16 protein-coding genes are annotated in these 17,746 nt (G+C 54.6%); 4 read left to right on the forward strand and 12 right to left on the reverse strand.

Annotation, left to right across the window (positions count from 1 at the left end; translation table 11 throughout):
• The 3 genes from queE to AADB16_RS02145 form a co-directional block, all read right to left on the reverse strand.
• Positions 1-657, reverse strand: a complete 657-nt coding sequence (queE, locus tag AADB16_RS02135) for a 7-carboxy-7-deazaguanine synthase (protein WP_410801081.1) — start codon at positions 655-657, stop codon at positions 1-3.
• Positions 657-1,322: a 7-cyano-7-deazaguanine synthase QueC gene (gene queC, locus AADB16_RS02140; RefSeq protein WP_309044100.1), complete on the reverse strand. Its 666-nt coding sequence runs from the start codon at positions 1,320-1,322 to the stop codon at positions 657-659. The genes queE and queC overlap by 1 nt, the downstream gene beginning before the upstream one ends.
• A gap of 131 nt (positions 1,323-1,453) precedes the next feature.
• On the reverse strand, positions 1,454-1,693 hold the full coding sequence (locus AADB16_RS02145; protein WP_298451271.1) for a hypothetical protein: 240 nt from the start codon (positions 1,691-1,693) through the stop codon (positions 1,454-1,456).
• Positions 1,694-2,135: 442 nt separating this feature from the next.
• On the opposite strand from AADB16_RS02145, the gene AADB16_RS02150 reads away from it, so the two are divergent.
• Positions 2,136-2,408: a hypothetical protein gene (locus AADB16_RS02150; RefSeq protein ID WP_298451274.1), complete on the forward strand. Its 273-nt coding sequence runs from the start codon at positions 2,136-2,138 to the stop codon at positions 2,406-2,408.
• A 25-nt stretch (positions 2,409-2,433) separates the two neighbouring features.
• Here AADB16_RS02150 and AADB16_RS02155 read toward each other — a convergent pair whose 3' ends face one another.
• From AADB16_RS02155 to AADB16_RS02165, 3 genes are read right to left on the reverse strand one after another with little or no spacing between them, the layout of a single operon-like run.
• Entirely contained in the window at positions 2,434-2,847 is a 414-nt protein-coding gene (locus AADB16_RS02155; RefSeq protein ID WP_309044102.1) for a response regulator, read from the reverse strand.
• A 55-nt stretch (positions 2,848-2,902) separates the two neighbouring features.
• On the reverse strand, positions 2,903-3,454 hold the full coding sequence (locus AADB16_RS02160) for a hypothetical protein (RefSeq protein WP_309044103.1): 552 nt from the start codon (positions 3,452-3,454) through the stop codon (positions 2,903-2,905).
• Positions 3,451-6,909, reverse strand: a complete 3,459-nt coding sequence (locus tag AADB16_RS02165) for a response regulator (RefSeq protein WP_410803557.1) — start codon at positions 6,907-6,909, stop codon at positions 3,451-3,453. Before AADB16_RS02165 ends, AADB16_RS02160 begins: the two co-directional genes overlap by 4 nt.
• Before the next feature lie 308 nt (positions 6,910-7,217).
• Between AADB16_RS02165 and AADB16_RS02170 the strand changes: the two genes are divergently transcribed.
• The gene (locus AADB16_RS02170; protein ID WP_410801083.1) at positions 7,218-8,084 is read left to right on the forward strand and encodes a hypothetical protein; all 867 of its coding nucleotides are present in this window, start codon (positions 7,218-7,220) and stop codon (positions 8,082-8,084) included.
• Here AADB16_RS02170 and AADB16_RS02175 read toward each other — a convergent pair.
• Positions 8,078-8,335: a hypothetical protein gene (locus AADB16_RS02175; RefSeq protein WP_410801085.1), complete on the reverse strand. Its 258-nt coding sequence runs from the start codon at positions 8,333-8,335 to the stop codon at positions 8,078-8,080. The two genes, AADB16_RS02170 and AADB16_RS02175, sit on opposite strands and share 7 nt — an antisense overlap.
• A 195-nt stretch (positions 8,336-8,530) precedes the next feature.
• On the opposite strand from AADB16_RS02175, the gene AADB16_RS02180 reads away from it, so the two are divergent.
• Positions 8,531-8,875 (forward strand): hypothetical protein, encoded by a 345-nt coding sequence (locus AADB16_RS02180; RefSeq protein WP_298451288.1) that lies wholly within the window; start codon positions 8,531-8,533, stop codon positions 8,873-8,875.
• A 9-nt stretch (positions 8,876-8,884) separates the two neighbouring features.
• Here the strand turns inward: AADB16_RS02180 and AADB16_RS02185 are convergent, their stop codons facing one another.
• Positions 8,885-10,171, reverse strand: a complete 1,287-nt coding sequence (locus tag AADB16_RS02185) for a serine hydrolase domain-containing protein (protein WP_410801086.1) — start codon at positions 10,169-10,171, stop codon at positions 8,885-8,887.
• Positions 10,172-10,249: 78 nt separating this feature from the next.
• On the opposite strand from AADB16_RS02185, the gene ybaK reads away from it, so the two are divergent.
• Positions 10,250-10,720 (forward strand): Cys-tRNA(Pro) deacylase, encoded by a 471-nt coding sequence (gene ybaK, locus AADB16_RS02190; protein ID WP_410801088.1) that lies wholly within the window; start codon positions 10,250-10,252, stop codon positions 10,718-10,720.
• Between the two features lie 80 nt (positions 10,721-10,800).
• Here ybaK and AADB16_RS02195 read toward each other — a convergent pair whose 3' ends face one another.
• From AADB16_RS02195 to AADB16_RS02210, 4 genes are all read right to left on the reverse strand, one after another.
• Positions 10,801-13,044, reverse strand: coding sequence for an NADP-dependent isocitrate dehydrogenase (locus AADB16_RS02195; protein ID WP_410801090.1), 2,244 nt, complete (start codon positions 13,042-13,044; stop codon positions 10,801-10,803).
• Between the two features lie 475 nt (positions 13,045-13,519).
• Positions 13,520-15,511 carry an acetoacetate--CoA ligase gene (locus AADB16_RS02200; RefSeq protein WP_410801092.1) on the reverse strand — a complete coding sequence of 664 codons (1,992 nt, stop codon included), beginning with the start codon at positions 15,509-15,511 and terminating at the stop codon, positions 13,520-13,522.
• 16 nt (positions 15,512-15,527) lie between these two features.
• Positions 15,528-16,307: a 3-hydroxybutyrate dehydrogenase gene (locus tag AADB16_RS02205; protein ID WP_309044109.1), complete on the reverse strand. Its 780-nt coding sequence runs from the start codon at positions 16,305-16,307 to the stop codon at positions 15,528-15,530.
• A 62-nt stretch (positions 16,308-16,369) separates the two neighbouring features.
• Positions 16,370-17,740 (reverse strand): TRAP transporter large permease, encoded by a 1,371-nt coding sequence (locus AADB16_RS02210; protein ID WP_410801094.1) that lies wholly within the window; start codon positions 17,738-17,740, stop codon positions 16,370-16,372.
• Positions 17,741-17,746: the final 6 nt, after the last annotated feature.

A 17,746-nucleotide genomic window follows, 5' to 3' on the forward strand; every position in this document is an offset into this window, starting at 1 on the left:
TCAGTCAATACCGATGATTTTGTGCATTTGTAGCGTCAGACGCCAGCGGGGGTTAGCGAGGCAATAATCCGTCGCTTTGCGGGTGTTGCTCTGTTTGACCGGGTCCGTGCTGCCGTCAGGTGCCGATGGCGAGGCCATAGGCGACAGGAAGAAATGCCGGGCGTTGAAGTGAACAAACCGTTCCGGCATGGCTTTAGGCTGAGGGTACACCAGCTTCAGTTCATCACAGGCTTCAATCACCACCGGCGCATCTGCCTTGGGGCTCACACACAACCAGTCAATCCCGGCCGGTGCAGGCAAGGTACCGTTGGTTTCCACACCCACTTCAAAACCCGCCTGGTGAAAGGCCTCTATCAGCGTTTCGTCCAACTGCAACAAAGGCTCTCCACCCGTACACACCACGTAAGGCTTGCCGGGAGCGTCTGGCCACAAGCTGCGTATGTGATCCGCCAACGCCTCTGCCGTTTCGAACGCGCCCCCATTCTGGCCATCAGTGCCTACAAAGTCCGTATCGCAGAAATTACACACGGCTGCCGCACGGTCCTTTTCCCGGCCTGTCCACAGGTTGCACTTGCTGAAACGACAGAACACCGCAGCGCGACCGGCTTGGGCGCCCTCGCCCTGCAAGGTGTAGAAGGCTTCTTTTACTTTGTACATCAGCGACCTGCCTCGTAGGCCAAGGGGTCTGCAAGGCCATTCTCTGAAAATGCTTCAAGCCGCTCTACGCAGGATCCACAAAGCCCGCAGGCCTTTTCCCGCCCGTTATAACAGGTCCAGGTGTGAGCATAATCGAGCCCCAGCTTCAGGCCTTCAGCCAGAATATCGCCCTTGGTCATGTGCATGAAAGGTGCCTCAATGCCCACGGGTTCATAGTTGGCAACCCGACATACGGCGTCCATCTTTTCGACAAATTCGGGCCGACAGTCAGGGTAAATCGCATGATCCCCGCCATGGGCGCCGTACCAAACTGCACCGGCATTCACCGTCACTGCATAGCCTGTGGCCAGCGAAAGCAGAATCATATTTCGGTTAGGCACCACGGTGGCTTTCATGTTTTCTTCGTCGTAATCGCCTTCGGGTATGTCGCTATCAGAAGTTAGCGCAGAGCCCGACATAACCTCACTCATGGCGCGAATATCTATAACCTTGTGAGGTATGTCGAGGGCAGTGCACACCGACCGCGCAACATCCAGTTCACGCACATGGCGCTGGCCGTAGTTGAACGATAATGCATGAACCTTCAGCCCCTGCGCGCGCGCGCGATGCAGCAGAGTAAAAGAATCCATGCCTCCAGAATAAATAACAACCACGGTGTCAGTCATGCAGGCTCCAGGCAAGCAGATAAAGGGTTCTGTAAAGACCGGGTAATCACGGGGCGGTATTGTAGCAGTGCAAAGCCAGGAAGGGTTTACGCCCGTATAAAACGGGCGAAGGTTCCAAGACCTGATATACGTTAGTGCTTGAGTGCACTCATTCTGAGGGCGATCACTTCGAGACCACCTCTCAGGGTGGATAGCGTCCAGTATGTCACCAGCGCCATCAATCCTGCACCGATTACGGTGAAGGCCAAATCGTCACCGACGACTCGTTCTTTTGCCAACACCATATACATAGCCAGTGCGGCAATTAAAAGGATTTCTACGACAAAATGGAAACGGAACTTGTTACGGGCAGATCCGGATTCGTCGGACATTTTCTTAGGTTTCAACCTCTGGGTTTCTATCAGTGTGGGTGATTGGTTAGTGTACGAATTATCCCCCAACGCAACCCGGATATCTGTACGAGTTAGTGGCTACGGACTTTCCACTACCGAAAAACACGCGCTCCTTACCAGCGTCTGTAGGGGTTTGCCGCAGATCCCAAGCTATTGCAAACGCCGGCCTAACGGATACACTACCAGATCAAATACACCAGAAATGCCGACTATGATCCGAATGATTCCACAGCTCTTGATAAACGCCGCAGCAGTCTGCCGTAAAGGCCACTGCGTGCGTGTGATGGTAGAAATTATCTAACGGCTTTCGGTCAGTTCCCGGGAGCCTTTCAAGCGACCGGGTCAGCGTCTCCAGCAAACCCCGGTTGCCCTCGGCTCCGGGGTTTTGTTTTTGCTGTCGAACAACGACAAGGAGATCACCATGAGAAGACAACACACTTCGCGTGCCGCGAACCAGCCCATGAACAACCGGGCAGGGGCCATTCGTCGACCGGAACAACTGCCGCTGCTTGATGCTATCTGCAAAAAACTGAATCAGCGCGTGAATCTGGATGACGAGCAGAGGGTACTTGGTGTTTACGAGCGGGGGTGGATCTTTAACGGTGTGCTCGCCACCCTGGGCACTGCGGAAGCCCGCTACGTTCGCGCACTCGCTACGCGCCACAACTCCTGGATAGCGCGCCAGGTGGCATAACACATCAATAGAAGGTCTGAACCGGTCAATGCTGCCGGTTCAGACCAAGCATAACGGCCGCATCAGGGCCATGCACTACCGCGTAGTTGTTAACCACATCGAGTATCTTTTCCTGCGAGTAAGGCTTCACCACATAACCATTGGCGCCAGCACTGATTGCCCGCTGAATACTGTCGATAGAGTCATCCGCTGTAACCAGAACAATATGTTGGCCATCCCGCGCTTTTTTGAACTCTTTCATCAGTTCGTGGCCGTCGCCATCCGGTAAACCAAGATCCAGAAGGATAATGTTGAACTTACCACCGTCAAACGCTTTGCGCCCCGATGCGACGCTTTCGCAATCCGTTACATCCGTCGCCCCCGCCTTATAAAGCATATCAACCAGCCGCTCGCGCATTACCGGCTCATCTTCCACAACCAGTACCGTCAGCTTATCCATTGTTATCTCCTTTTTCGTCGGGCGCAGGTTGTGCGGGTTTTTCGTATCGCATGGGTTACCACGAATCTGTGCCTGTGTGCCGGGGAAGGTCCAGAGGCGCATGTGCAGCTCTGGCCGGGTTGCCCGGCTCTACGGCTTTCCCGTCGGCGCCAGAACCATAAACATCCTGGCCATCGTCGCGGGTCAAAATATTGCTGATGCCCACCGCCGTAGAATAAAGCGATATAGCAAGAATGAGCAGAATCGGCTGCACAAACGCCACGAATCCAGGCACCTCAGCGCCACTTATGATGCTCAGTATAAGGATGATGGCTGGCCCCAGCACTACAAACAGTGTCAGAGCGATAAAGAATACAATACGCTCCTTGAAACGGCCAAGATCCCGATTAATCACCAGCCCCAAAACGAACTTCCCTATGGCCAGTCCGGCAAGAATGGCCGCCGCTATGCTCAGGTCTGCATGCATCAGCATCTCGTAGAGGCGGCCGTCCCATAGACGCTGCATGCCAATAACAAGAAACGGAAAAAGCACGAACAGTACGTCGGCATAGGTGCCGTACATCATGCTCATGGACTGCTGTTCACGGTGGAACTGGCGCTCACTCATTGATCTGATCCTGTTTCATTCTGGGTTAGTTCACGCTCGATCATCTTATTCAGTACGGCAAACTCGCTTTGTATCTGGCTCCACACGGGATCAGCTTCCTTTACAAGTGCTTCCACAATGCCTGCCTGAACGGTCATTTCGGGGTAGCCCATGGTGCCAGCAGACCCCTTTATCTGATGCGTTTCCGTCTGGAGCACTTCCCGGTCATGGTTTGCCATTGCCTGCTTCATTCGTTGCTGGCGCGTGACCAGCCCCGACAGAAATCTGGCTACCAGGCGACGCATAGCTTCGTCTTCTGCCTCTATTTCAGCGGGGCCGGAATCCAGAAAGCGCCCCAGCAGTGCTTGCAATCGATGTTCGTCAATCGGCTTCTCCAGCACTCCGTCGCAGCCTGCCTCACGCAGTGCATCGGTTTCTTGCTGATCGCCCGCAGTGAACGCAATAATTGGGCGCCGAAAACCTGCCTGCCTAAGCAGTTGGGTTGCCTCAACTCCATCCATTTCTGGCATGTGCCTGTCCATAAGCACCAGTTGCACTGTATCTGAAAGTGCCTTGCGCACGGCTTCGTCACCTGACGCGACAGACACCACTTCAAGGCCCAGGCGGGTCAGCATTCGCTCTACCAACTGCCGATTCCCGGCATTATCTTCAGCTACCAGTACTTTGCCCCAATGTTTCTGCAGGGGCACTGCGGAACTACCTGTTTCAACCTCAAGGTAACGCGCCAAAACCTCGTAAAATTGTTGTTTGTCGATGGGTTTGGCCAGGTGCTCATTGCAGCCCGCCAACCGGTAATCGGCAATATCCTCGGTCATGACATTAGCGGTTAACGCAATTACCGGCGTATTCACCCCCGCCTCCCGCAACGCCACGGTAGCATCGCGGCCATTCATCACCGGCATCTGAATGTCCATCAAAATCAGATCAAACGGCTCCCGAATGGCCATTTCCAGAGCTTCCGCACCGTTGCCAACGTGCACTATTTCAGCACCCGTACGGCCCACCAGCAAAGACACCAGACGCCGATTCACATCGTTATCTTCCGCACAGAGTATACGCCCGGACAGACGCGGTGCCAGAGTCATCGGGATGCTACGGCGGAGCTGACTCAGCTCAGAGGCATCCCGCAGGAAATGAGCCTGCTCAAGAGAACCGGTGCATATGGATAGCTCGAACTCACTGCCTTCTCCATATGTGCTGCTGACACGGATACTGCCACCAAGCATTTCCGCCAGCCTGCGTGAAATGCTCAGGCCAAGGCCCGTGCCGCCATACTGCCGTGAGATCGCAGCGCTGCCTTGGGCAAAGGGGTCGAACAACCGGCCTATCTGTTCTGGCTTCATACCAATCCCGGTATCCACAATGCGGGCAACCAGAACCTCCGCTTGGCGCTCGCATCGGATCGCCAGGGAGATCGATCCTTTTTCAGTAAACTTAAGCGCATTTCCACACAAATTAATAATAATCTGGCGCAAACGTGTGGGGTCGGTCTGAATTTGCTCAGGCAGCGGGAATTCACAAACTACGTTGAAATCCAGCCCTTTTTCCCGAGCCCGGGGCGCAAAAAATGCGCGGATTTCATCCAGAAGCTCGGGCAGGTTTACCGAGATCACATCAACATCCAGTTTGTTGGCGTCGATTTTAGAGTGGTCAAGAATGTCGTTCACCAGTTCCAGCAGGTGGCGACCGCTGCGAACGACGGTCTCCGCGCTGCTGCGTTTTTCCTGCTCATCAAGATCCGGGTCCATAAGCGTTTCGCCGTAGCCAATAATGGCCGCCAGCGGCGTGCGGATCTCGTGGCTCATATTGGCAAGGAACTGGCTTTTAGCCTCCGCTGAGTTACGGGCCAGCTCTTTCTCGAGCCGCTCCTGCTCCCGCTCACGTTCAATACGTTGGCGCCGATGACTTTCTGTGGAATCAACACACGTGCCTTCCAGATGGGTAGGATCGCCTTCGGCATTGTATGCGGTGTGTAGCGAGATAATGGCCCAGCGCTCGTCTCCTGACCGGGTCAGATAACGGGCTTCCACGCCTTTTACCGTGCCCCGCGCTTGCAGTTGTTCAACCACCAGCTCACGCAGTCTGTCATCGGCAATACATGCGTCCAATACATCGGGGTTAGTTTCCAGTAGCTCCCGGCTGCTACTGAAGCCCATCAGGCTCGCCATAGCCGGGTTAGCCGTTACAAACCGGCGATTTATCGACATCTGAAAAACACCTTCAATGGCGTTATCAAACAGTGACTGGTATCGCTGCAAGTTGGATAGCGCCCGCCGGCTCCAGTTCAGTGCCTGGCCCTGGACCTGTTTGATTCGATCTGCCAGGGCAAAAGAAAACAGGATTATCTGCGCGGTGAGCCCTATCTGGGGCGCGTAACCGGTGAAAGCATTAAGCGGCAAGTAACCCATGACCGTCAGGGCGTATACACCAAAGCCCACCAGGGCGAGCGTCCAGGCGAAAAAGTAGGAACGGGCCGCAGGGTTGTAATAGCGCCAGGACAAATAGCTGACCACGATCAAAATGAGACAGAGCAGCATCGACCCTATAACAATCCATTCCATGGCAATGTGATAGGGAACGAACAGCGACAGCACAAAAGTGAGAAGCACAGAATACAGGCACATGATCAAAACCCGGTCGAGATCCAAAGATCGGGTGCGGGTTTCGAGTAGTGCCCGGGCCATCAACAGGCCCCAGAACCAGGTCATCGTAATCTGAAGGTGCAGGTACTCCTTGTTGAACAACGCAGGGCGGTTGTCCAGGAGCTGAATTCCGTGAACCTGCTCGGTGGCGATAAACACCCCGGCAGACACCAGATAAAGCACATAGTAGATGTTGCTGCGCTCACGAACGGACACCGCAACAAACAGGTTATAAGCCAGAATGGCAAGCAAACTACCCAGCAGCGCTCCACGGATAATTTCGTCTACCGACACCTTTTCAATGTAGCTGTCGGGGCTCCAGAGGCTGATGGGCAGGCGGAAGGTATTGGTATTGATAATGCGCAGGTACACAGATGAAACACTACCGGGCTCCAGATCCAGCCGGAACGTGGGGTTGGGCACCGCCAGATCACGCTCTGCCCAGTTATCATGATAGCCGGCCTTGCGCTGATCGATGAGCTCTCCGTCGCGCACCATATACAGTACAACTTCATCTACTAGCGGAAGGGCCAGCTCGAGAATCCATTCTTTACTGTTCCGCCTGGTATCAGCATGCACGTCAAAGCGAATCCAGTAAGCTGATTCGGTATAGCCAAAGTTCAGCACACCGTTTTCATGCCGGGTAAACCGTTCTGGTTCCATGGCGAGGATGTCTGACAAAAGGTAGAGCTGGCCTGCATCCTCCAAATACAGGATACAACCGCCAAAATCGCGGACACTTTCCGTGCCCCTGTCCAGAACAAGCTGGCCGTTACGGCATTGTTCTTGAGCACTCACCAAGCCCGGCACCATAACCGTGACAAGGCATATCACAACAAGCAGCCACTGCACTGCGTTGCCTGAAGCCGGTTTACACCGTTGCTGCAAAATGTGATCTCCGCGCGGGCATGAGCCTGTTTTATGGTTTATTGTCAGCAGTCGGATCGGGGCAGACCGCCCCGCGGGTATTTACTTTAGCCGTTTATGGCTGACTTCGCACCTCAGGGCCTTCTGAAATGAGACACTCCTGCTTTTTCACCGCTATCTCAATTGCACTCTTTGGCATCAGCGGGTGCAAGATGGCGGATACCGGGCCTACAGGGATTAATCCTGCGACTAACGTGGATTACTCGCTCGCAACATTCATACTTCAAGATAAAGAAGGCGTTGAGCCCGTATTGAAATACACCGTTTTCCGTGATGTTTACCGGGGAGTAGAACCTTTGGTTGCAGGAGACGACAACGGCTTTGCGGCCCAATTGCGCGAGCATCTTGGCGCTTATTTAAATATTGTCCCGACCCAAAGTGGCACCGACTACATAAGCACCCGCAATCCGGTCGACCTGATGAATGAAGTCATTCGCTCCGGACAAGTCGATAATTTTAATGAAGGTCGGCGACTCATGATCTCAAGCATCAGAGATAATAGGGCCGCGACCTATAACACCCCTGCAAATCAAGTCCTGACGCGTTTCTCGGAATACAACAGTGATGAGAACACCCCTCCGGAAGATCGCACCTGGATCTACCGAATGCTGGATTGGACTTACAACGCAAATATGGGGAAAGTTTTCCGGGCAATGCTGTTTGTCGCCACCCCTCCAGCCCAGAACAGCAGCTCCACTCCAGAACTCGCCAGTGCCTCCTGGAGTGGGCGCTACGCAAAAGAAAACTTTGGCGCGATCGGGTTTAATATGCCGGAGTACTCAGCAACGAGTCTTGAGGGCCACACCCGAGGAAAAGTGGAACTTTTGCAAGAATTTGTATCGCTACAAAGAGACACTCTTATGCTTACAGGGACTTCCGGCATTACAGTCGATGGCACTGAGCCAGATTGCGTCAAGGCTGTATTTCAATACAACACGTCACGCGTGAAGGTGTTTATATCGAAAGATAAGCCCTCAAACTACCCTGACAATTGCGGCAACCAAACAGACGGCGCACAAGTGTTGGAATACGATATGGTCACAATCGATACTCGTCAGTAATAACGCCGACCATCCATCTCCCAATTCTGCAAAAAGCCCTTTTTGCGGTCGATCATGCGCTCGTAAGCTGAAATCATGACCGCCACATGGGGCGCTTTGGCCAGTCGCAAAATTTCGATTCGGCGCTCCAGGCGTTCCACTTCGGTGCAGACTTGTTGATGCACGTGAGTACGCACACTGTCGTGGTGGTCGAGCCGAACCTGCCGGGGCGAGGGGGGGAATTCTTCGTAGGGATTTCTTGGCTTATCCATTGCGTATCTCATCCATTGAGTTGCCGTGGTTCCTTCATCAAACTGCAGTTTGCACAACTGTCTAACAAAGTGCAACAAAATGAACAGAGTTTCACTTCTACGCAATAATTCAGACAACAGCTCCACACTCAGAGAATCCCGGCAAATCCGCTGCTATAGTTCCCATTATCAATTTCACAGTGAACAGGATTGTGTATGAGCCCGACATCCGTTGCCGACACCCTCAGGGAATACCTGTCTTTGCTTGAACTGCTAGACGACGCCTACTGGGAAGCTTCAAACATCGCGCACAAGGACATGCTGTACGACATCATCAGTATTTTCAGCCAGGAAGTGTCCGAGATAAACAAGCTCAGCATTCAGGATCACCACTACCCCTATGAGGTGATCACTGAAGGTATTCGCCGTGTTGTACCAAAACTGGAAAGGCTGGACGAAAGCCGCGAGGACGTCATTCAGCGCACTCAAACGCTGACAGACTTCCGGGACATACTTTCGTCCGTACTCGGTATTCTTGAAGATCAGCTCAGAACCCTTTGAATGACCGCCTCAAAAGGCGACCACAGGGCGCTCGCTTTCCGGGCGCAGCGGGAACTGGCGGGCAATGGTGTATACAAACTTACCCAGCGCCGGAATGTGATGCCCCACAATCGGGAACCCGGTGTTGAGAAGGCTGACGGAGATATCCCGCGCCGCATCGGCCCAACACAACTTATTGATCAACCCGACATGGCCGAATGCATACCGGCTTCTTTGCCCCCACAAGCCAACGGGGTTGCCGCCCAGCATCATGCCGGCACTGAAGCGCATAGGCATCATCATGGTGCGATCAATCTGCAAGGAGCCGAACTGCTGAATGGCCCGGCGAACGGTAATCTCATTACAGATGCGCTTGCCGTTCCAGGCACCGCCATTGAGCATCATCTGGAAGAACCGGCCCATCTCTTCAGCAGTGCCGCAGAGATTACCGGCGGGGATCACCGCTTCCTGAAACAGGGGGTTGTTGGTTACCTGCTCCACGGTTGAGATGTCGCCGCCAAGGGCGCGGTTTACAATCCACGACACCGGGAAACGGGGCGTTGGCCCGGTCGCGTAATTCGTAGCCAACTCATGCAGGTTCTCTGCCTCGATCCCGTAGGTAAACCACTTCATGCCCATGGGCTGGCGGATATGCTTGTCGAGGTAGTTTTCGATGGTGTCGCCAGTGACTTTTTCAAGCACCCTTTGCAGAACATAGCCGCCGGTTATCGCATGGTAGGCCACCTTGGCGCCGTCTACCGCCACGGCCCTGGACTCGCACAGCAGGCGCCAGATTTCCTCTTGATCCCACAGTACCTCGATGGGCGTGTCTTTCGGAATGGACGGAATGCCGCCCCTGTGGGACAGGATCTGATGCACCGTGATGGTACGTTTGCCATTTTGTGCAAACTCCGGGCAATAATAGGACACAGGGTCCATCAGATTTACCAGGCCTTGCTCAACCAACATGTGCATCAGTAGAGCAGTGACCGCCTTGGATGCCGAGAAATAACAAATAGGGGTGTCGGTGGTCATGGCTATTTTCGGCGTGCCGGCAGGCTCATGGGGGCCGTTTCCACTGGCATGGCCAATGGCCCGATGCAGTATTTGCTCTCCCCTGTGGCGCACGGATATCTGGATTCCGGGGTGAACTCCGGTGCGATACAAGGCTTCGACGCTTTTCCAGATGTTGTCAACGGTGCGGGTGTCTATGCCTACGGCTTCCGGGTTTTCACCGGTGGTATCGCGCTGGGTAACGGTCGATAAATCCTTGGGAACCTTGCAACTGTGCAGTGCACGACGGGCTATTGGGTTCATCAGGTACGCCTTGCTAGTGTTGACTGTTATTATAGGCAGTTGATCAGAGGGCAAATCAACTGTTTCTGAGGCCAGTTTATGACACCCGGTATCGATGCAGCCAGTAAAGCCGGCGTATTTCATACTATCCACGAGTACGAGCACGATCCTGCCAGTGCAGGGTACGGTAATGAGGCGGCCGACAAGCTGGGGGTTGATCCTGCGCGTATTTTCAAAACCCTGGTGGTCGCTGTCGATGGTAAAACCCTGGCAGTAGGCGTGGTGCCGGTTACCAGCATGTTAAGCATGAAGTTGATTGCCAAGGCTGCCGGCGGCAAAAAGGCTGCAATGGCAGACCCGCAAGAAGTGCAGCGGCGCACGGGTTATGTACTGGGAGGCGTTAGCCCTCTGGGCCAGAAGAACCGCTTGAAAACCTTTATTGATGCCTCTGCAGAAGACTTTGAAACAGTTTACGTGAGCGCTGGGCGCCGTGGGCTGGAGATTGAGCTTTCACCGGCCGATCTGGCCAAACTGACTGGCGGAACTCTGGTACCGCTGCAGCAGGCATAAAAAAACCCGGAGCGCCGATTACAGGCTTTCCGGGTTCTTGTCTCAAGCATCCGGGCGCACTGCCCGGATAAAGCCAGAGGTTACTTCACCGATGCACGGGCATCCTTCAAAATTGCATTGAAGGTTGCACTCGGCTGCATAACTGCCTCCACCTTTTCTTTGGGTGGGTGGTAGTAGCCACCGATATCGGCAGGATGACCCTGGATAACGCTCATTTCTTCCAGAATCTTGTCCTTGTTCTCTTCAAGCTGTGCAGACATCTTGGCGAAGAACTCTTTCAGCTCTTTGTCGCTATCCTGAGATGCCAGCTCTTCTGCCCAGTAGCGAGCCAAGTGGAAATGGCTGCCACGGTTATCCAACTCACCCGTTACCCGCGAAGGCGACTGGTTGTTTTCCAGCAGGCGCTCGGTAGCTTTGTCGAGGGTCTGGCCCAGCAGGCGCGCACGGTTGTTATCGTGTTTCTCACCCAGCTCATCCAGTGATACAGCAATGGCAAGGAATTCGCCCAGGGAATCCCAGCGCAGGTGATCTTCCTGCAGAACCTGCTGCACGTGTTTGGGAGCCGATCCACCAGCACCGGTTTCGTAGAGGCCACCACCATTCAGCAGGGGAACAATCGACAGCATCTTGGCGCTGGTACCCAGCTCCAGAATCGGGAACAGGTCGGTGAGGTAGTCACGCAGCACGTTACCGGTTACCGAGATGGTATCCAGACCACGAATCAAACGCTCCATCGTCCAACGAATAGCACGCACAGGTGACTCAAGGCGGATATGCAGCCCCTCGGTGTCGTGATCCTTCAGGTAAGTATTCACCTTCTTGATCAGCTCGGCATCGTGTGGACGCTCGTCGTCGAGCCAGAACACGGCAGGCATGCCCGTCGCACGGGCGCGGGTAACGGCCAGCTTGACCCAGTCGCGAATCGGCAGGTCTTTGGTCTGACATGCACGCCAGATATCGCCTTCTTCGACATTGTGCTCAGTCAGCACGGTGCCATCTTCAGCCAAGATGCGCACAATGCCTTCTTCCTTGATTTCAAATGTCTTGTCGTGGGAGCCGTATTCTTCTGCCTTCTGCGCCATCAGGCCCACATTCGGTACTGTTCCCATGGTGGTGGGATCAAAGGCGCCGTGGGTTTTGCAGAAATTGATCATTTCCTGATAAATCGTGGCATAAGTAGACTCAGGCATTACTGCCTTGGTGTCTTTCAACTTGCCGTCGCGCGCCCACATTTTGCCTGAGTTGCGGATCATTGCTGGCATGGAAGCATCAACAATAACGTCGCTCGGTACGTGCAGGTTGGTAACGCCCTTAACGGAGTCAACCATGGCGATTTCCGGGCGGTGCTCGTAGGTCTTGTGCAGGGCTTCCTGGATTTCTTCCTGCTTCGACTCTGGTAGCTGCTTGATTTTCTCAAGCACCGACGACAGGCCGTTGTTCGGGTTTACACCGATTTCGTCAAACAGGTCGCCGTACGTGTCGAAAAGCTCTTTGTAGTAAATCTTCACCGCGTGACCAAACACGATAGGGTGAGAGATTTTCATCATGGTGGCTTTCACGTGCAGGGAGAACATCACGCCGGTCTTTTCGCAATCTTCGATAACCTCTTCGAAGAATTTGCACAGCGCTTTTTTGCTCATGAACATGCCGTCGAGCACTTCGCCTTCCTGCAGTGGCAGGTCGGATTTGAGAACGGTTTGCTCGCCTTTTTTGTTCTCGAACACAATGCGGGCGTTGGTTGCCTTGTCGAGGGTTACGGACTGCTCGTTAGAGTAAAAATCGCCGCCGCGCATGTGGGCTACGTGGGTGCGTGATGCCGGGCTCCACTCTCCCATGCTGTGGGGGTATTTACGTGCAAAGGCTTTCACCGCAGTCGGCGCTCTGCGGTCTGAGTTACCTTCACGCAAAACCGGGTTTACAGCGCTGCCGAGCACTTTGGCATAGCGCTTGGTCGCATCTTTTTCTTCGTCGGTTGCAGGGTTTTCGTTGTAGTCAGGAACCTTGTAGCCCTGATCCTGCAATTCTTTGATAGCCGCACGCAACTGCGGAATAGATGCCGAGATGTTCGGCAGCTTGATGATGTTGGCGTCCGGGTCTTTGGTGTATTCGCCCAGCTCTGTCAGTGCGTCCGGAACGCGCTGGTCTTCCTCAAGGTGGTCCGGGAAGGTCGCCAGAATGCGAGCCGCCAGGGAGATGTCGCTGGTTCCAAATTCGATACCAGCCGGCTTGGCGTAGGTTTCCAGAATTGGCAACAGTGACCGTGTTGCGAGGGCAGGCGCCTCGTCGGTCAGTGTGTAGATAATCTTCGCTTTGGATGATTTCATTTTCGTCCTCAGGCTAATAGGTGGGTTCAGGACGGTCATGGCTAGATCCAGCATCTTGTGAACGCCCGAGCATTGCTATGACTGATTTTTAAAACTTTTGATAGACCTACTAAGATACCATTTTTTTGTTCTGCTTGGTTACGATCTTAGTATAAGAACGGACTAAAAACCCTTGATCTTCGGTATCTGGGGGATCATTTGGTGGGAATTTACGAAACTTTCTAACATTTTGGCCTATTGGCTTGGGAGTAGCGCACTGGCGGTAAGCCCTCCCAAAACACGCTCCTTCGGCACATCCATGTGACGCTTGGGCTCCGCCATCCCTGGCTCCGCACAGTTTTGGGAGGGCTTACCCCCAGCGCTTCGCGGACATTTCGGTGGCCTACCGGCATTTCAAGATAGAAAACACCAACCAACATATCTACACCAGAAGTCACCGCTTCCATTCCTGCACGCTTTTGACGTAACAGTCACATTAGCCTCTCGGCAACAGGTTTTCCTCAGCAAGCCGCTCGCGAATCTGGTCCAGTGCTTCGGGGTTGCCCAGGGCATCGCGGTTGTCGGCTTTGGTAGAGCCGTTGATCAGGCGGGCGACGGCCAGTTCTACTTTTTTGCCGCTGCGGGTGTAGGGGATGTCTGGCACTTGAACTATGTGTTTGGGCACGTGGCGGGGGCTGGCGCCTGTGCGGATTCGGGCTTTTAGCTGTTTCAGTAGATCGGCGCTGAGCTCCTGACCTTCGGCAGGCACTACAAACAGCACCACTTCTACGTCGCCGTCGATCTGGCGGCCGACTACCAGGCTGTCTTTTATAGCCGCTTCGGTTTCTACCTGGCGGTAGATTTCGGCGGTGCCGATTCTTACGCCGCCGGGGTTGAGGGTGGCATCTGAGCGGCCGTAGATAATGGCACCGCCGTGTTCGGTGAATTCTATGAAATCACCGTGAGCCCATACGCCGGGGAAGGTGTCGAAGTAGGCTTCGCGATAACGTTCGCCGTTGGCGTCGTCCCAGAATGCGACGGGCATGGAGGGCATGGGCTGGCGGCAGACGAGTTCGCCGCGCCCTTGGTCTACGGGCTTGCCGTCATCGCCGTAGGCTACGGCGTCGACGCCGAGGAAGCGGCATTGGATTTCGCCACGGCGCACAGGCAACAGTGGTGTAGAGCCTACGAAGCAACCGCAGATGTCGGTGCCGCCGGCAATAGAGCCTAGCAGGGCTTTAGGTGCACCTTGGCTGTAGACCCAGTCGTAGTCTTCGGGAAGCAGGGGTGAGCCGGTTGAGAACACGACTCTCAGTTTGCTCAGATCCAGGGTTTCGGCCGGTGCCATTTCAGCTTTGCGACAGCCTGCAATGAATCTTGCGCTGGTGCCGAAGTGGGTCACGCGCTCTTCGGCTACGGTGTCCCAAAGGAAGCTGAGGCTGGGGTAGCCCGGTGAGCCGTCTACCGTGATAACAGATGCGCCAGTTAGCAGCGCGGAGGCCTGCCAGTTCCACATCATCCAGCCACAGGTGGTGAAGTAGAGAAAGCGGTCATTCGGCCCTACATCGCCGTGCAGCATGAGTTCTTTGGCGTGATTGACCAGTAGGCCGGCGGTGCCGTGTACGATGCACTTGGGTTTGCCGGTGGTGCCGGAGGAATACAGAATGTATACCGGGTGGCCGGGGTCGACGGGTGCATATGAAGGCGCTTCGCCCGCACCAAATGCAATGGCGTCGTCCCAGGTGGTTACCCGTTCACCTGTAATCGGCTCAGCGTCTGGTAGTTGCTGCACATTCACTACGCACTTCAGAGTGGGCAGGCCGGCGATCAGCTCTGCAAATTCGTTCTGGCGGGCCAGCACTTTACCGCCGTAGCCATAACCGTTCACAACAATCAGTGCAGAAGGCTCAATCTGGCCAAACCGGTCAAGAATCGCGCCCACGCCAAAATCAGGCGAAGCAGAGCTCCAGATAGCACCAAGACTGGTGGCTGCCAGCATGCCAGCGAGTGCTTCGTATCCGTTGGTGACAACGCCGGCAACCCGGTCGCCTTTTTGTATGCCTTTGCTGCGCAGGAAGGCTTCCAAAGCACCCACATCGGCTTTCAGTTCGCCATAGCTGCGGCGCAGAACGGGGCGTGTTTCACAGTAGGCCACCACGGCCTCTTCATTGGCATGCTCGCCTTCTGCATGGCGCAGCAGGTTGGCCGCAAAGTTCAGCTTCATGCCCGGGAACCACTCGGCACCCGGCATATCCCGCTTGCCCAGAACTTTGAGCGCTGGCGTTGCGCTAACAAGCCCGCAATAGTCCCAAACACTGGCCCAGAAGGTTTCAAGGTCATCAACAGACCATTGGTGCAGCGCGTGGTAATCAGCAAACGGGCCATAGCCCTGCTCTTCCAGCCAGGTTTTGAAGCGACCCATTTGGCTATTGGCCAATTCGCCTGCCGATGGAGTCCAGACTACTGGGGACTGTTCAATAACGCTCATCCGTTGCTCCTGTTACTTACTGCATGTGCCAGCCGTGGCTGACAACAAAAGATTGGCCCGTAAGAGCGGCTGAAGGGAAGGCCGCCAAGTGCACCGCCATTTCGGAAACATCTTCCTGGGTGGTGAATTTGCCATCTACTGTGTTTTTTAGCATCACCTTACTGATGACTTCCTCTTCGGAAATACCCAGCTCTTTCGCCTGCTCCGGTATCTGCTTATCCACCAGTGGCGTTCTTACAAAGCCAGGGCAGATAATGTTGCTGCGAACTCCGTGCTCTGCACCCTCTTTGGCAACGGCGCGACATAATCCAAGCATACCGTGTTTTGCTGCCACGTAAGGAGCTTTCAGGGGCGAGGCCTCGAGCGAGTGCACTGATCCCATGTACAGCATAGTGCCTCCACCATTGGCGTACATTTGCTTCAGAGCCGCACGTGTGACCAGAAACGCGCCATCCAGATGCACGTTCATCACCCGCCGCCAATCCGCATACGCCAGATTGTGTACCGGATCTATATGCTGGATACCGGCATTCGCTACCGCAATATCCAGACCACCCCAGGCCTTTACAATGGCGGCTACGCCCTCTTCGACGGCGGCCTCATTAGTTACATCCATGGCCAATGCCATTGCGGTGCCGCCGGCTTTTTCTATGGCGTCAACGGTGTCTTGTGCACTTTCCAGCGTGAGGTCTGCCACAGCGACACGAGCACCTTCACGGCCGTAATGTTCGGCGATTGCCCGCCCAATGCCTCGCGCTGCGCCAGTAATAAGAGCGATATCGTTTTCGAGACGCATGGTATTTGTCTCCCAGTTATTATTCAGTTTTTGTAAGTGAAAGCCTGCGCAAAACCTGCGTATCAGGAACCGCCGTACACTTCATTAGGGAGCCAGGTCGCCAGCGGCTGGAACCAGAACACCAGTGCCAAGGCCAGAAGCTGCAACATAATGAACGGCAACACGCCCAGATATATGTCCCGGGTAGTAACACCCGGCGGGCATACGCCTTTGATATAGAACAGCGAGAAGCCAACGGGGGGTGTCAGGAAGGAGGTCTGCAAACACATGGCAAACATGATGGCAAACCACACTGGCTCCACACCCATTTTGAACAGTACGGGGGCCACTAAAGGTAAAACGATCAGGGTAATCTCCACCCAGTCCAGGAAAAACCCGAGCAAAAAGGTGATAAACAGAACGGTCAACAACACACCTGTAGTGCCAAAAGGCAGGCCGGTGATGGCCCCTTCTATCACTTCGTCGCCACCCAGCCCTCGCAGCACCGAGGCAAACACTGTGGCACCGATAAAAATGCCGAAAATGAATGCCGAGGTGCGGCTGGTCTGATAAAGGGATTCTTTCAGAGTCGCCATATCCAGACGCTTGCTGACAAAAGCCATAAGCAAGGCGCCGCCCGCGCCCACTGCAGAGGCTTCCGTGGTTGTCGCTATGCCAAAAAAGATGGAGCCGAGCACAGAAATGATCAGTGCCATGGGCGGCAAGATTGCCCAGAACACACCAAACCAGGCGCGGGCATCAAGGCGCTGCCGGTTGGTAGGCGCCGGTGCCAAATCCTTTTTGATGTAAGAGGCAATGATGATGTAGAGAATGTAAAGCATGGCGAGCATGACGCCTGGAATCAGCGCGCCCATGAACAGCTTTCCTACTGACGCATCCGAGGTACCAAGGCGATCCGCCATCAGAACCAGCATAATGCTTGGCGGCACCAGAATGCCGAGCGTTCCCACCGAGCACGCCGTGCCCACAGCCAGTGATTTGTTGTAGTTGGCCTGCATCATGGGGCCAAGGGACAACATGCCCAGCAATACCACTGAGGCGCCCACAATACCGGTTGAGGCGGCAAGCAGTACACCAACCAGCACCACCGTAATGGCATAGCCACCGCGCAGACCGCCAAGCACTTTAACCAGGCTGTGCATTAGCTTTTCAGCAATACCAGATCGGTCCAGCATGATGCCCATGAAAATAAACATGGGTAGCGCGACCATCAGCTCATTGGCAACGATGCCATAGATTCTGGCGTCCAGAACGCCAATGGTTCCCTGCCAGGTAAACCAAAGAGGAGAATCGAGATACTCGACCATAACGTGGCCGACAATACCGAATATAAGACCAATACCCGCCAGTGACCAGGCAACCGGGAACCCCGAGAGCAAGAGCACCATAAAGCTGGCGAACATGGCGATAACAAGAATTGCTTCTATTCCCATGACATT

Source organism: Marinobacter sp. KMM 10035 (assembly GCF_046537445.1).
Taxonomy (GTDB): Bacteria; Pseudomonadota; Gammaproteobacteria; order Pseudomonadales; family Oleiphilaceae; genus Marinobacter; species Marinobacter sediminicola.